Raw genomic sequence first — 14547 nt, 5'->3', positions numbered from 1 at the left:
TATTTCACCTCTTAACGAGGAATTATGTTCGTTTCTGAAATATTATCACACTCACTCTTCTCGCATATAGATGCAGTAAATTCCAGAATTTTCTATAACCATAGTATATTTTCGTTGTTTCATAAACGAGGAAGATATAGGAGGAATGTGAGAATGGAAGAAGTTAAAGAAAGTTGTTCCAGTAGTGATAAACGTTTGCGCTTATTCGAAAGTCCTCATGTTAGCTTAACTGTGTTGAGTGCCCAGGGAAACCGTATCCAGACAGCAGAATACGGAACTTTAGTCGATATGGAATCGGGTTGTTGGGCTGCTGTTTTGGGACATGCTCATCCAGAGATATTGGCGACAATGTCGAGTCAGTCTGTGAAGTCTATGCATTTACATCAGTTTTTTACAACGGAACATTCTGCTTGTCTAACGCAGGAAGTTACAGATGCCGCTGGTCTTCCATGTGATTACGATGGTACCTATCTTTCTTCCGGTAGTGAAGCTGTCTCCATGGCTGTATGGATGGCTGAAAAATTGACGCAGCGAAGAAAAAAATTATGCACAACGTTGTCGTATCTTGGAACCTCTTCAGAATTGCGGATGCCGCGTGATCCTAAAACGTGGGTAGATCTTAATGTAACAGAATGTATAGAGTGTGATAAAAAGCAGGATTGCGAAAGTTGCGGCAAATTCAAGAATGTAGATTTTATGTCTTGTGCTTGTTTTGTATTTGAGGCAGGTAATGCTGGCGGACGTGTGCTTTGCCCTCCAGAAAAGCTAATCTCTTATTTGACAAAACGAATTCGCTCTACTGGAGGCGTTGTTGTTTCAAACGAGGTCACTACTGGATTCGGTCGCACTGGTCGCTGGTTTGGTTTTCAATACTACGATTGTTTGCAAGGAGAGAGTCACTCTCCAGAAATCATTGCGATGGGGAAGGGACTTGGTAATGGCTATCCCATAAGTGGAGTCTTGATTCGTTCGCAACTTGGTAAAAAGATGACGGATCTCAAATTGCGTTATGTTCAATCTCACATTGATGACCCACTTGGATGTGCAGTAGCGAGAAAAGTTATAGAGGTCATGAAGCGGGGTAAACTTGTTGAGCGTGGCAGTAGAATTGGGGAATATCTGCGTCAAAAGCTTCAAAAACTGAAGACATGCGTTGTTGGTGTGAAGGAAATTCGCGGCCGAGGCATGATGAATGTAATTGACTTGGAAGCCGATTATATGGCGGAACAAGTTTTTGAGGCGCTTCTGAATAAGGGATATTTTACAGGGTATTCACCCCTGTTTAATTTTATACATTGTTATGCGCCGCTTACGTTGGGAGAGGAAGAAGTGGATGGCTTCGTTCTCTCATTGAAACAGATTTTAGAAGAGAAAAAATAGAAAAGGTAAAATATGTGGAGCAAAACGACTATCAAGACACAAAAAGGGCCTCAAGAAGCTATTTGCCCTATTTTACTTTCTGCCAGTCGAGCGACTGATATTCCAGCTTTTTATATGCCGTGGTTTATGAGGCGGCTAGAGGAAGGATATGCCCCGCCGAGGAGTTGTTTTTTGGTCAAAAAATCCAGCCCCTCTTTTGTTACATATACGTTTTCGGGGCTATTCAGCCGCAAGATCTTTTAGAGAAAATATACGTAAAGTTCGATCAAACCTCAAGAAAACGGGAATTCATTATCGAAATTTTAGTGAAGACGACATGATTTTCATTGCTCAAAAAATTTCCAAGAACATGATGAGAAAAACGACGCAATTTTGAGCTAATCCACATTAGAGATTATATTCCCCATAGTTTATGTCACTCTGTATAAAAGAATCTATTTTATATAAAAGGATAAATACGCTATGATATTGCAAGAATTCTCCAATAAGTTTTATAAAAATTGGTTAGCTTTTTAATGTGATCTAGTTTTCCCGATGCGCTGTTCTACTTCTGAATTTACTTTTCGATGATCTGGCGTTGCTCATAAGACTGCTTTTTACATGTACTCCGATTTCACCAAATTTGAAAGGAGTTGATGTAGTAATGCCTCTCGCCATTGAAATCAGGTGGCATGGACGAGGAGGCCAGGGAGCCAAATCGGGTTCAGCAATACTTTCTGAGGTATTGTTTGGAGCCGGGAAATTCGTCCAGTCTTTCCCCGAGTACGGTGCAGAACGTCAGGGAGCGCCTATGAAGGCCTACAACAGGGTTTCTGATCAACCAATCCGCAAACGCTGTGGAGTTCAGAATCCCAATGTAGTTGCAGTCATAGACCCCACTTTGCTCGATGCTGCTCGTCCAACCGAGGGATGCGATGACAATACGGTTTATCTTATCAATACTCCCATGTCACCTGCCGATATTAAGGAAAAACTCGGCCTTCCAGATGCAGTCAAGGTTATAACAATTGATGCGACAAAAATCACACTGGAGGAATTTGGCCAGAATCGCCCCAACGCTCCTATGCTCGGAACTTTTGCTCATATTTTTACAGAGGTTCCCATTCAGGCATTTGTTGACCACTTCTCTCATAAGATGGCAAAGCTACCTGAAAAGGTGCTGGCCGCCAATCTCAGGGCCATTAAGAGGGGCTATGAGGAGGTACAAATCGGATGAGTACGTGCAAAAATTGGAAAGAAATGAAAGACATGGGCAAGCCTAAAAGATGGCAGGATGTTCCTATGGGAGGAATTACTTACGGGGCTTCGGCTGAGAATGTTGAAACAGGCCAATGGCGAAGCATTCGTCCGGTATGGAATGGAGAAGAGTGTATTTCTTGCATGCTTTGTTGGGTTCAGTGCCCGGATCGTTCAATTACAACCGATGAGAACGGAAAGGTAACGGGTATCGACTACTTCTATTGTAAAGGCTGTGGAATATGCGCCCAAGTATGCCCCAAAAAGGCGATAGAGATGCGGCCTGAATCAGATTTCGCGTAGAAGGGGGCGGAAAAAGATGCCACGTAAAGAGATTACATCAGGAAATTGGGCTTTTGCTGAAGCGATGCGTCAGATAAATCCAGACGTAGTCGCAGCTTACCCCATAACTCCATCGACAGACATAATTATGAAGTTTGCAGAATTTGTTGCAAACGGTGAGGTCGATACAAATTTCGTTACGGTGGAAAGTGAGCATTCTGCCATAACAGCCTGCGTAACAGCCTCAGCTGCTGGAGCCCGTGTTATGACTGCTTCAAGTGCAAATGGAGTAGCACTTATGCATGAGGTTTTTCCTATCGCAGGCTGTTTCAGAACACCCATTGTTTTTGGTCTAGTAAACAGAAGTGTAGGGGCACCCATAAATATTCACTGTGATCACAGTGATAGTATGGCCCAGCGAGATTATGGCTGGATACATCTATATTGTGAAGATGCCCAGGAAGTCTATGATTCTGCCATTATGGCGATACGGCTCAGCGAGAACAAGGATATTCTCACCCCCGTATTTGTTTGTCAGGACGGCTTTATTACAAGCCATGGTTTTGAACCTGTAGAGTTCCTTGACGATGATGTTGTGAAAAATTTCGTGGGAGAAAAAAATCCTATCAATCCTCTGCTTGATGTCGAAAATCCCGTAACATATGGATCCTTCGCTATGTCTGAGTATTACTTTGAAATTAAACGTCAGCAGATCGAAGCACATAAAAAGGCCCTCGCTCTTTATGACAAGATAGCGAAAGAATTCGAGTCTATATCAGGTCGATATTATCCCATGATCGATTGTTACAAAACTAAAGATGCTGATTTTGTTATTGTTGTTATGTCTTCAGCGTCAGGAGCTGTCAAAGATGTGGTTGATGAGATGAGAAATAAGGGGCATAAGGTCGGTTGTCTTCGCGTTCGTATGTTCCGTCCCTTCCCTGCTGAAGCGATAGCTGCTGTTCTTAAAGGGAAAAAGGCTATTGCTGTTTTAGATAGATGTTTAAGCATTGGCGGAACCGCGCCTCTCGTTGCAGAAGTAAGAAGTGCCCTCTATGCTGCCGGGGACTTGGTTCCTGTCAATAGCTGCATTTATGGTCTTGGGGGAAGAGATTTCTTCCCGCAGTATGCAGAAGGAATCTTCATGGACCTCATCAATGGCAAGATTTCGCATGAAGAGCACTATATCGGCCTTCTAGAATAGGGGGATGGCGAAGATGAGTATAAAAATCAGCGATGTTGTTCATAAAAAAAGCCCTATGACGCAAGGACACCGCATGTGCCCTGGATGTGGCGCCCCGACGGCCGTACATCAGGGACTCATGGGCGTAGATTCCCCTCTTGTCATAATCAATGCAACAGGTTGCCTTGAGGTTTCTACAACTGTATATCCCTTCAGTGCTTGGCGTGTGCCATGGATTCATACGGCCTTTGAAAATGCTGGAGCGGGAGCTTCCGGTGTTGAGGCAGCCTATCAGGCTTTAAGAAAAAGAGGGAAGATAGATAAAAAGATTAAAATTGTTGCCTTCGGAGGCGATGGTGGAACGTACGATATAGGTTTGCAGTCTCTTTCCGGGGCTTTGGAAAGAGGACATGATTTTACCTATATTTGTTATAACAACCAGGGATATATGAATACGGGGGCGCAACGAAGTAGTGCTACTCCTCGTGGAGCTAATGCAACTACTTCTCCTGCTGGCAGCGTTATTCCCGGAAAACTACAGAAACCTAAAGATCTTACAAGTATTGCTGCTGCCCATCATATTCCCTATGTGGCTCAGACAACTCTCTTTAATCACATAGACGTTGCCACTAAGGTCAAAAGAGCCATAGAAACGCCCGGCCCAGCTTTCGTTAATATTCTTGTTCCCTGTGTTCTTTTCTGGAGAATTGATCCGGCGTTGCAGGGAGATATTTGTAAGAAGGCTGCTGAAACCCGTTTTTGGCCTATATATGAAGTTATAGACGGGGAATGGAAACTTTCGTATAAGCCTAAAAAACGTGTGCCTATTGAAGAGTTTTTGAAACCCCAGGGACGTTATTCTCACCTTTTCAAAGGGGAGAAATCCAAGGCTCTTTTAGAGCAAGCTCAGGCAGATATAGAGATAGATTGGAGCTACATACTAGATCGTTGTAAAGAGACTTGGATACCGCAAGAGTAACGAAAAGGCCGACTTTTTAAAGTCGGCTTTTCCTTTTGGCTGGAGGTGATATTTTGAGAGGAAAATTTAAATTCCGAGAAGACTTTGTTTATAAAATGCCGGTACATTTTTGGGGATACCCCTTTTACCCGGTACGGACAGAGTATGGAGATATGAGGTGTATTAGCATTCAGTTTGAAACAGAACAAGAGCCCTTGTTGGAACTCATTCCTGAAGATTTTAATCTTCTTCAGCCCTTAGTAAACGTTCAATATGCAAACTGTCGAGATGTTGATTGGATGTCCGGTGGCGAGTATCGACTCATACAGCTTAGCGCTCCAGTTGAATATGTTGGAAATTCTGATGGATTAGCTGGTGAATATGTATTTGTCATATGGGAGAACAAGGCGTGTCCTATTATTGGGGGACGAGAAGAGGATGGCATGCCCAAACTTTTTGCAGACATTGCGTTTGAAAGACATATTAAAGATCATTGGTACACTGCAGCGAGCTATGAAAGTTGTAATTTCATAAAACTTAATTTTGTAAGAGGAGAAGAAGTTTCCGAAAAGGATGTTGGTAAGGTCAACGAACATTCTAAGGTTAACCTCTTTGGATGGCGTTATTTGCCCAATTTGGGTAAAGGAGGTGCTACGTTAAGCCACGCAACACTTTATCCACAAGAAATGATAGCAAAACAGGTCTGGAAAGGTGAGGGTAAGATTGAATGGACTCGGCTTACCCAAGAGCAACATCCGCTACAGAGCAGAATCATTGATACCCTTTCAGCGTTACCAATAGTGAAATACACAAATTCCTTGATGATAAAAGGGGTATCCAGACTCAATGTAGGCGACTCTAAAATGTTGCCATAAAAAGGGGGGGTTGCTATGAGTGAATATTTTGAAGGTAAGGTTGCAGTTGTAACTGGAGCAGCCGCGGGTATAGGCTTGGGATTAACGGAGCATCTACTTATGCGAGGAGCGACAGCAGTATTTATGGGCGATGTGAACGAAGAAAATCTTGAAAGGGAATCTGAACGTCTAAACACAAATTATGATGGGCAAGTTTTCCCGATGAAGACAGATGTGACTATGCTAGCGGATGTTGAAAAACTTATCAATGCAGCAAGAGCTTTCGATGGGCATCTTGATTTTGTGTTTAATAACGCAGGGAAGGGGATGACTCTTCCTACAGAGAAAATAACTTTTGACATTTGGAAATCAATAATTGAGTTGAATCTAATGGGGATTGTTCATGGAACATATACAGCAATTCCTATAATGCGAGAGCAAGGGTTTGGACATATTATAAACACGGGTTCTATTACAGGACGTATTCCTGTGCCTTATCAAGCTGTATATGCAGCAAGTAAAAGTGCAGTTATTTCAATGACTGAGAGTTTGAAATACGAGCTAGAAGCGGAAGGGCTACAGTTCAGCGTTTTTTGTCCCGGCAATGTCGCTACATCGGCATTTGGAGGTATGGCTCCTCCTCCAGACGCAATAAGTGTTGACGAGGCTGTTGATTATATTCTTGAAGAAATTGAAAAAAAGTCTCTTGTTATTATCTTTCCTCAAGTTATGCGAGATATGGATGCTCTTTATAGGGAAAACAGAGAAGAATTCGACAAAATTGCTAGTGAAATAGCGAATGTACGTCGTAAAAATTATCAAACAAAGGGCGTCTATTATTAGGCAAAGAGAGCAATGTTAGTTAGTAATATTCATTTCTCTTTGCATTTTGTCTATAAGTTTCAGTATATGTAATAGGTACAGAAGAACGAATCCGTTTGCTGCGAGAATTACACCAATTACCCATCCTGAAATCAGATGGGCAATAAGCATTGATGTACCAAAAAGAATAGAGACCAGATTTAGTGTGAGTTGGGCTAATGTAAGTCTAACTAATATTGGAGGGACAGGAGATTGTGATTTTCCTAGTTTTTTAAAAATAGGAGCGCATATTTTCCAGAGCATAATGGCTCCTCCAAGAATGTTGAGTACTCCGACAAGCATAGTAAGAGGAGAAACAAGTATTTCAGGAATGATACAAGAAGTAATTCCAAGTGCTGCGAATAGGAGGCCAAGAAAAATCATGAGCCACGAGCGTGGAAATGGCCCTAGTGGTGTGTTTCCGAAGGCGAGCATCTGAATCGCAAAGATAATCATCAATAATCCCAGTTGCGCGCTTCCAGAAAATGGAAGTAGACCGAAATTGACAGGGAGTAATAAAAACCCGAGTAATACCATGAAGATTCCTGTCAGTAAAATCATTGTCTTATCAGTAGAAAGGTCAATGCTAGTTTCGTTATTTAAATTCCCAGCCTCTGGATAGTTGAGATATATTTTCCGAAGAATTTTTGCAAGGTAGATAATGGCGATTCCGTAAATTAGTATTACTACTGCTGTTTTAGACGTTGTTAGTAAATCCTTTTTTAAGATGAGTATCCCGATTAGCATTGATAGTAAGTAAATAGTTGCGCAGGCGAAGGAGAGTGAACGGAATATCTTTCCATATTTTAACCATGATCGAAGTTTGTCTTTAGAAAATATCATTTGAAGAAGCAGCAAGAAACCGCCAAGGCCGAAGCAGAAAAAAAGTAGCATTCGGGGAATATTGTTGAACATGTCTGGTATAAAACATGTCATAATGCCTATAGCTGCAATGATCAAGCCAACAACAAGTAATGATTTTGTTCTGCGCATATCTCCGAATGGAGTTTTACCGAGAGTGATCATCTGCAAAGCGAAAATGAACAAAAGCAAACCGTATAGGCCGTTTTCATAATAAGGAAGTCTTCCTGTTGATACTGGAAAAAGCAAAATTCCAGTAAGCAACATAACCATCCCGATAATTATCAGAATGACGACATCGAAGGAGATATCTGCCATTGCCAATAGATTATTTTTTTTCATTTTACAAATTCTCCTTATAATTTAAGGTTACGTTACTCGACTCATTCTATGTATAACTTGTTCTTTAGCTTTAAATGGGAGTATTTTTATTTGCATAAGATAATTATTAATATAATATTTACGCTCTACCGATTAATTGTCAAACTATTTTAGTAAAGAGGTATATAACAATGGAGAAAGATTTAAAATCAATGTCGAACGAAGAGTTGTGGGCTTTGTTTCCAATTATTTTAAAAGAACACAACCCCGAGTATGCTCGATGGTATTTGGAAGAGAAATTGAATATCATGCGTATTGTTAAAGAAGAGAACATAGAGAGAATAAACCATATAGGCAGTACGTCAGTTCAAGGTTTAGTGGCAAAACCTACGATTGATATATTGCTTGAAATACGAAAACGATGCGATTCTAACTTTTTAATTCATTTATTAGAGAATAATGAGTATATCTTTGTTCCTCAGCCAGATAATCCACCTCCACATATGATGTTTATGAAGGGATACACATTAAAAGGATTTGCTGAAAGAGTATTTCATCTTCACGTCAGATATTTGGGAGATTGGAACGAATTATATTTTCGTGATTATCTTTTGACACACGCAAATGTAGCAGAAAAGTATGGGAGATTGAAAGAAAGATTAAAGAAGGAATACGAACACGATAGAGATAAATATACTGAAGCTAAAACCGAATTTATTATGCACTACACTAATATTGCTAGTAAATTATATGCAGGTCGGTATGACTTAGAAGGCAAATAGAAAACTATTCCCTCTCAAAACTAACATATTGTATTGACATGTTAAATGAAATGACCTAATATAATGTTTCGTTAATTTATCGTATGGTGAATTAAAAAACATAAAGTTGCTTTGGAGGTGAATTGCCGTAACTAGTGAGCGATTTGCGATAAAAGGTAATTTTATTTTTGAAGGCCAAAAAAAGCCCATGGTTGCAGTTATTGATAGAAATAGAGGTGTATTTGAAAATTTTATTTCTACCAATGAATGGAAAAATCTGAAAATCCCTTCTAGTGCAAAAAAAGACTACGGCTCTTATACTATCTCTTTAGGAGACTTTAACGCCCATTCCCACCCTGAGCAGTCAATTTATGTAGAACTAGTAGATCCTACGTGGGATCTAGCTACGTGGTGTAAAAACACTATATATAAATATAGTTGTCGAATGACTCCTAAATTAGTTTATTTAGCCAGTGCACGGGCCTTTTCCCGAATGGCATCTTATGGCGTTACATCCGTAATGGTTTCTTTTTATTGCCACAACCAGCGTGGAAATGACCTCGATAGAGAGGTCATACGAGCTGCCAGAGATGTTGGGCTCCGCCTTTATTTTGGAAGAATGCACTATGATATCGTGTTAGAAAACGCTTATCCTGAAAAACATCAATCACAACATTCTTACTACGAAACTATTGAACAAGCTACTAAGAATTACCATGCTCTGCAGAAGGAAGTAGAGAAGTTAGAAGACCCTCGAATTGTTATTGCCCCTGCCTTACATAGTTTTCATGCTAACACATTAGAAGCCATTATTCATGGTATCAATCTTGGCTTTGAAAAGGATAGAGTTGTTCAACTACATCTTTCGGAAGATGAGGGAGATGTGCTTTTGAGTCAAAATTTATATGGGAAGCGCCCTGTAGAGGTTCTTGATCAGCTTTATCACAATGGAAAAATTCAATCATTGCGTCATGTTATGCTTTCGGATTGCATTTGGACGAATGATAATGAAAAAGATCTGATAGCTCGACATGGAATGAAAGTTGTCTTGAATTCTAGAATGAATAACAGAGTGAATGCCGGTCAAGCAGATTTAAAAGCCTTTTTAGCACGAGGAATTTTTGTCTACGTAGGAACAGATGGAGAGGCAAGCAATGATGATCTCTCAATACGTAATGAAGTTGCCTATCTTAAAAAGATTAACATAAATATCTCTGTTGAAGAATCTCAAAAATTAGGATCTCTTCCCTTTGATTTTCATACGTACAAAATTGGTGTTATGGAGCCTGGGGCAGCAGCTGATTTTAAAGTTCTAGATGGAGAAAAGCTTGTAGATCTCTACGTCGGAGGAAAGAAAATAATAGAAGAAGGTGTGGTGAAAAATCTCGACGTGCAAGAAGATATAGAAGTTCCTTTGGAATTAGAACGAACCAGAGTATTTGGTTTGTAATTTTCTTCCCAGACGAAAGCTCCCGTAACCCTTTTAGAGAAAAATGTAACTGGAGTAATTATCTTAAGAGGAGGTATTCTCATGACGTGGGAATTTGTTGATAAGATCCTTACTCTTCACCTTGATGGCGTATGGACTACTGCTCTTGCAGCCATTTTGCTTATGTTGGGTTATGGTTTGCGTCATAAAGTTCGTTTTTTTGAAGTTTTTTGTATTCCTGCACCAGTTATAGGTGGCGTTCTTATGTCTTTAATTGCATTAGTTTTGCATCATCAAGGTGGTGGCGCTATTAAGTTTAATACAGCACTTCAGTCACCAATGATGATAGCGTTTTTTACCACAGTAGGAATTGGGGGTAGTTTTGCGCTCCTTAAAAAAGGAGGAAAAGCTCTCATTGTTTATTTAATTTTCTGTTGGTGTCTTGCAGTTTTCCAGAATGGTTTTGGTGCAGGTTTGGCAAAATTGCTTGGAATTCACCCAGCTCTTGGAATTATGGCAGGTGCTGCTTCTCTTGAAGGGGGACACGGAGCTGCTGCGGCTTTTGGGCCAATGGCAGAAGAGTTGGGCGTTGCTGGAGCAAAAGTGGTAGCTATTGCAGCGGCGACTTATGGTCTCATTGCTGGAGGCCTTCTTGGCGGACCTCTGGCGAAATGGCTTATTGATCGACATCATGTTTCTATTGAGGCAAGCCAGGAGGCTCTCTATATTCAAAAAACTGAAAAAGAAAAATTTGACCAATTTTTTTCTAGTTTCGACTTTTTGAAAATGCTTACACTTGTTCTTGTAATCATGGTTTTAGGGAGCTTCTTATCTGGCAAAATTAAGGAATGGTACAATTTCAGTCTCCCTGGTTATGTAGGAGCTATGTTTGTTGCAGTTGTATTCCGTAATTTTAATGACCATTTTTCTTGGGTCAAAATTCATGATAAAGCTATTGAACTTATCTCTGATATCTCTCTTGGATTGTTTCTTACCATGGCTATGATGAGCCTTCGCATCTGGGAACTTTACGATCTTGCCATTCCTTTAATCGTAATTTTGGCTTTACAGACAATAGCCCTTTTGTTAATCGGAGCATTTCTTCTCTTCCCCTTGTTGGGCAAAGATTATGATGCTGCTGTCATGTGTGCCGGATTTATTGGTCATGGATTAGGAGCTACCCCCAATGCAGTGGCCAATATGGGGGCTGTATCTGAACGATATCAAATGATGTCTCATAAAGCTTTTCTTATTGTTCCTCTTTGTGGAGCGGTATTGATTGATCTCGTTGGATTGCCCAATATAGTTTGGTTCATTAACTTTTTGACAAAATAACCAGATAGGACGATGAGAGGGGAGAGTGTGTTTATGACGAAAAAACTCGTAGAATGTGTTCCAAATTTTAGTGAAGGCAGACGAAAAGACGTTATTGAAGCCATAGTCGATGCTGCCAGAAAAGTGTCTGGAATTAAAGTTCTCAATTATTCTTCCGATGCTGATCATAATAGAACGGTACTAACGTTTGTGGGAAATCCAGAATCTGCCAAAGAGGCAGCCTTTTCCTGCTGTGCTAAGGCGGCAGAATTGATTGATATGGAAAAACATCATGGAGAACATCCTCGTATCGGTGCGACCGATGTAATTCCATTTATACCTGTTGCGGATGTAACAATGGAAGAGTGTGTTGATCTCGCACATTCTTTGGGAAAAGAAATAGCGGATAAATTGAATATCCCCGTCTACTTTTATGAAGAGGCTTCAAAACGTTCTGATCTCAGGTCTTTGCCTCAGATTAGAAAAGGACAATATGAGGGGTTGAAAGAGCTTATAAAAACGCCTGAACGTACTCCCGATGCGGGACCACATACTATGCACCCGACTGCAGGAGCGACAGCTGTCGGTGCCCGTCCTTTCCTCATCGCATTCAATATCAATCTCTCTACAGGTGATTTGTCCATTGCTAAGAAGATTGCCCAGACGATTAGAGAGGCTAAGGGCGGATACAAATATTGTCGTGCTATGGGGGTAATGTTAGAGGAGCGAGGAATAGCTCAAGTTTCTATAAATATGACAAATTTTGAAGGAACCCCGCTACATCGAGTTTTTGAGACGGTGAAATCTGAAGCCACTCGATATGGAGTAAATATTGTAGGAAGCGAAATAATCGGTTTAACTCCCATGCAGGCATTGCTTGATGTTGCTGAATTTTATCTCAGACTGGAAGACTTTAGTCGGAAACAAGTTCTTGAAGCAAATCTCGATTAAAAAATAAACAAAGAAATCCCCTCAAATTTACAATAAATTTGAGGGGATTTCTTAATCTATAGGGATAAGTTATTTGCTATTATGGAAAAAGTAGATGTTTACATGTCTAGAGAAATCCAATATCGTTGTGTAATTCTTGTCTCTTCATTTATTTCATTTTCAAGTATTCCGCCATTTTTTATGATCGTTTTAGCTGAAGCGATGTTTTGCTTGTCACATGTAAGTAGTGCTTTTGTAATCCCCAAATTTCGAGTTATAGGAAGTGCCAAGGCTAGCATATGAGTTGCAAAACCATTACCACGAAAAAAAGGACGTATACCGTAACCGATATGCCCTCCTGTACGTAATAATGCTTCGTTCAGATAATGTCTAATGTTGATTGCACCGATTATTACCCCATCAGTATTTATAAGAAAAAAGGTACTGGAAGGAACCAGATGAGGGGGAGGAGTTTTTTCATTTTTTTGAGTTTCCTCTACCCATGATTTATAATCTTTTCCCATCAGCCGAGCTGCCCAGGGAATAATCTCTTCATCATTCTTTTGCCATTCCCTTGCGAAATCTAAATATTCTTTTTTTATATGCAAAGAGGGTTTAATCAGTTGTAGCTGCATTCCCATTCAGTATTCCTCTCTTATAGATACACCAAGCCTTAATTCCTCTGGTCAGTACGGCGTATAAAGATAGTTGATTTTACCACATGATTAAAGATCTGTTTGTTCTCTTTTATATGCCAATAGGGAAGGAGAGTAACAAAATAGAAAAAAGGACCTCAATTTAAATTTTGAGGCCCTTTGATATTTAGTGAAAGAAAGTTTATACAGATGGCATGAAAGGGCGTACGAAAGGTGATGTTTCTCCTCTTCTCATAAAGTGACCTGAAGGACCTTCACCTAGAAATTCAGAGAACCATGATTCATGCTCAATTTCTTCTTGTAAAATGGCTTGAGCTAAAGCATAGGTGCGGTGGTCTTTTCCTGCTGTCATATTACAAATGTGAGTATATCCCCGAACGGCGCAACGTTCGGCTTCCACTAATACTTTTAAAATTGCTTTTACATCTGTTGGGTCTTCCGGTAATCTGGCTGGGGGACATGCCGAAATGTCATGGAATGCTTTCATATCGTCGGGAAGTTTACCTCCAAGTTCATAAATACGAGGAACGAGAGCTTCAAAATGATTTCTGTCTTCAATACGAGCAGTCTCAGCAATCTCTTTTATCCCTTCGCCTTCCAGACCAATAAGGTTCGCCCTCAAAATTGTGTAATAGTAGAATGTAGTGAGTTCCGCAGCTGCATTTGATATTAAAAGCTGAAGAAGTTGGTCGACATTGATCCCTGCTTTTTCTACCATTTCTCTTGCAACTTTTGCCACGTGACTCGCCTCCTTTTACTATTTCTTGATAGAGCTTTTATACTCTTTGGAAGTCGGCACGTTTAAGTTTAAACTTTTTGTTTTATTCTGACAACTATTCGAGGTGAATGATCCTTGAACATATAGCCCTTAAAAGAGCTTTGTCGTGAGAAATGAAAAGAATAGTCACGTTTCTTTTGTATGCATCTTCTGCAATCATGTGTGCGACTTTGGCTTGGACTGAAGGATCAAGACGAGATGTAGGTTCATCAGCTACAAGAAAAAGGGGGGAGAAAAGCATTGCTCTAAGAAGGGCAAATCTTTGAAGTTCTCCACCAGAAAGCTGACATGGATATCTATCGAGAAGTTTTTCTGAAAGTGATGCCTTTTTCATTCCTTCATGTAGAGAATCCCACCAATGTTGTTCCGAAGAAAAGACTGCGTGTTTTCCCCATTTATAAAAGTCTCTAAAAACAGTTTGCATCTTTAGATGAGAGGGAAAAGATGAACCTGGATCTTGGTGAATTTTTTGAAAGAGGGGACGAAGTCTTTTTTTCTCTTTATGAGATAGAGTAGATATGTTTTCACCTTTCCATAATACATTTCCTTCATCGGGGGAGATAATGTCGAGTAACAAATTCCCGAGAGTCGTTTTTCCTTTTCCTGATAACCCCCATAAACCTACAATCTCTCCTCTGTATAAAGAGAGAGATAAATTAGAAAAAAGAGTAACACGAGTGTTGTTTTTCCTTGTAAAAATCTTAGAGAGATGTTGCCCTTCTACTACGGGAATATTCCCCATA

The 14547-nt window shown here is 40.2% G+C and carries 16 protein-coding genes; 12 read left to right on the top strand and 4 right to left on the bottom strand.

From position 1 onward, the window contains the following. The first annotated feature begins 153 nt into the window (after window positions 1-153). From VB083_RS07430 to VB083_RS07400, 8 genes are all read left to right on the top strand, one after another. Entirely contained in the window at window positions 154-1380 is a 1227-nt protein-coding gene (locus VB083_RS07430) for an aminotransferase class III-fold pyridoxal phosphate-dependent enzyme (protein ID WP_213690386.1), read from the top strand. 12 nt (window positions 1381-1392) lie between these two features. Beyond that, window positions 1393-1623 carry a DUF1848 family protein gene (locus VB083_RS11760; protein WP_213690385.1) on the top strand — a complete coding sequence of 77 codons (231 nt, stop codon included), beginning with the start codon at window positions 1393-1395 and terminating at the stop codon, window positions 1621-1623. A 400-nt stretch (window positions 1624-2023) separates the two neighbouring features. Then, window positions 2024-2596 carry a 2-oxoacid:acceptor oxidoreductase family protein gene (locus VB083_RS07425; RefSeq protein WP_213690383.1) on the top strand — a complete coding sequence of 191 codons (573 nt, stop codon included), beginning with the start codon at window positions 2024-2026 and terminating at the stop codon, window positions 2594-2596. Then, complete coding sequence (locus VB083_RS07420) at window positions 2593-2919, top strand: 4Fe-4S dicluster domain-containing protein (protein WP_213690382.1); 327 nt, start codon at window positions 2593-2595, stop codon at window positions 2917-2919. Before VB083_RS07425 ends, VB083_RS07420 begins: the two co-directional genes overlap by 4 nt. Window positions 2920-2935: 16 nt before the next feature. Further along, window positions 2936-4102, top strand: a complete 1167-nt coding sequence (gene porA, locus VB083_RS07415; RefSeq protein ID WP_323401916.1) for a pyruvate ferredoxin oxidoreductase — start codon at window positions 2936-2938, stop codon at window positions 4100-4102. Between the two features lie 13 nt (window positions 4103-4115). Continuing rightward, complete coding sequence (locus tag VB083_RS07410; RefSeq protein ID WP_213690380.1) at window positions 4116-5060, top strand: thiamine pyrophosphate-dependent enzyme; 945 nt, start codon at window positions 4116-4118, stop codon at window positions 5058-5060. A 53-nt stretch (window positions 5061-5113) separates the two neighbouring features. Then, on the top strand, window positions 5114-5914 hold the full coding sequence (locus VB083_RS07405; RefSeq protein WP_213690379.1) for an acetoacetate decarboxylase family protein: 801 nt from the start codon (window positions 5114-5116) through the stop codon (window positions 5912-5914). Between the two features lie 15 nt (window positions 5915-5929). Then, window positions 5930-6736, top strand: a complete 807-nt coding sequence (locus tag VB083_RS07400) for an SDR family NAD(P)-dependent oxidoreductase (RefSeq protein WP_213690378.1) — start codon at window positions 5930-5932, stop codon at window positions 6734-6736. Window positions 6737-6751: 15 nt separating this feature from the next. On the opposite strand, the gene VB083_RS07395 is transcribed toward VB083_RS07400, so the two are convergent. After that, window positions 6752-7957, bottom strand: coding sequence for a hypothetical protein (locus VB083_RS07395; RefSeq protein WP_213690377.1), 1206 nt, complete (start codon window positions 7955-7957; stop codon window positions 6752-6754). A gap of 170 nt (window positions 7958-8127) precedes the next feature. On the opposite strand from VB083_RS07395, the gene VB083_RS07390 reads away from it, so the two are divergent. From VB083_RS07390 to ftcD, 4 genes are all read left to right on the top strand, one after another. After that, window positions 8128-8718 carry a GrpB family protein gene (locus VB083_RS07390; RefSeq protein WP_213690376.1) on the top strand — a complete coding sequence of 197 codons (591 nt, stop codon included), beginning with the start codon at window positions 8128-8130 and terminating at the stop codon, window positions 8716-8718. Between the two features lie 187 nt (window positions 8719-8905). Further along, window positions 8906-10147, top strand: a complete 1242-nt coding sequence (locus VB083_RS07385) for an amidohydrolase family protein (RefSeq protein WP_307879531.1) — start codon at window positions 8906-8908, stop codon at window positions 10145-10147. Window positions 10148-10228: 81 nt separating this feature from the next. Next, window positions 10229-11461, top strand: coding sequence for a sodium/glutamate symporter (gltS, locus tag VB083_RS07380; RefSeq protein ID WP_213691208.1), 1233 nt, complete (start codon window positions 10229-10231; stop codon window positions 11459-11461). Window positions 11462-11494: 33 nt separating this feature from the next. Further along, window positions 11495-12391 carry a glutamate formimidoyltransferase gene (gene ftcD, locus VB083_RS07375; protein ID WP_323401915.1) on the top strand — a complete coding sequence of 299 codons (897 nt, stop codon included), beginning with the start codon at window positions 11495-11497 and terminating at the stop codon, window positions 12389-12391. Between the two features lie 98 nt (window positions 12392-12489). On the opposite strand, the gene VB083_RS07370 is transcribed toward ftcD, so the two are convergent. From VB083_RS07370 to VB083_RS07360, 3 genes are all read right to left on the bottom strand, one after another. Then, a complete protein-coding gene (locus tag VB083_RS07370) occupies window positions 12490-13011 on the bottom strand; it encodes a GNAT family N-acetyltransferase (protein WP_213695559.1) in 522 nt (173 codons plus the stop codon). Window positions 13012-13207: 196 nt separating this feature from the next. Continuing rightward, window positions 13208-13765 carry a DNA protection during starvation protein gene (gene dps / locus VB083_RS07365; RefSeq protein WP_213691211.1) on the bottom strand — a complete coding sequence of 186 codons (558 nt, stop codon included), beginning with the start codon at window positions 13763-13765 and terminating at the stop codon, window positions 13208-13210. Between the two features lie 94 nt (window positions 13766-13859). Further along, window positions 13860-14546 (bottom strand): ATP-binding cassette domain-containing protein, encoded by a 687-nt coding sequence (locus VB083_RS07360; RefSeq protein WP_213691212.1) that lies wholly within the window; start codon window positions 14544-14546, stop codon window positions 13860-13862. Between the last annotated feature and the right edge of the window lies 1 nt (window position 14547).

This window comes from Aminobacterium sp. (assembly GCF_034926885.1).
Lineage (GTDB): Bacteria > Synergistota > Synergistia > Synergistales > Aminobacteriaceae > Aminobacterium.
This window is presented reverse-complemented; position numbering and strand designations above follow the sequence as displayed.

Coding starts and splice junctions, on each gene's coding strand:
- VB083_RS07430 (WP_213690386.1), top strand. CDS start 154: ATGGAAGAAGTTAAAGAAAGTTGTTCCAGTAGTGATAAACGTTTGCGC.
- VB083_RS11760 (WP_213690385.1), top strand. CDS start 1,393: ATGTGGAGCAAAACGACTATCAAGACACAAAAAGGGCCTCAAGAAGCT.
- VB083_RS07425 (WP_213690383.1), top strand. CDS start 2,024: ATGCCTCTCGCCATTGAAATCAGGTGGCATGGACGAGGAGGCCAGGGA.
- VB083_RS07420 (WP_213690382.1), top strand. CDS start 2,593: ATGAGTACGTGCAAAAATTGGAAAGAAATGAAAGACATGGGCAAGCCT.
- porA (WP_323401916.1), top strand. CDS start 2,936: ATGCCACGTAAAGAGATTACATCAGGAAATTGGGCTTTTGCTGAAGCG.
- VB083_RS07410 (WP_213690380.1), top strand. CDS start 4,116: ATGAGTATAAAAATCAGCGATGTTGTTCATAAAAAAAGCCCTATGACG.
- VB083_RS07400 (WP_213690378.1), top strand. CDS start 5,930: ATGAGTGAATATTTTGAAGGTAAGGTTGCAGTTGTAACTGGAGCAGCC.
- VB083_RS07395 (WP_213690377.1), bottom strand. CDS start 7,957: ATGAAAAAAAATAATCTATTGGCAATGGCAGATATCTCCTTCGATGTC.
- VB083_RS07390 (WP_213690376.1), top strand. CDS start 8,128: ATGGAGAAAGATTTAAAATCAATGTCGAACGAAGAGTTGTGGGCTTTG.
- VB083_RS07385 (WP_307879531.1), top strand. CDS start 8,906: ATGGTTGCAGTTATTGATAGAAATAGAGGTGTATTTGAAAATTTTATT.
- gltS (WP_213691208.1), top strand. CDS start 10,229: ATGACGTGGGAATTTGTTGATAAGATCCTTACTCTTCACCTTGATGGC.
- ftcD (WP_323401915.1), top strand. CDS start 11,495: ATGACGAAAAAACTCGTAGAATGTGTTCCAAATTTTAGTGAAGGCAGA.
- VB083_RS07370 (WP_213695559.1), bottom strand. CDS start 13,011: ATGGGAATGCAGCTACAACTGATTAAACCCTCTTTGCATATAAAAAAA.
- VB083_RS07360 (WP_213691212.1), bottom strand. CDS start 14,546: ATGGGGAATATTCCCGTAGTAGAAGGGCAACATCTCTCTAAGATTTTT.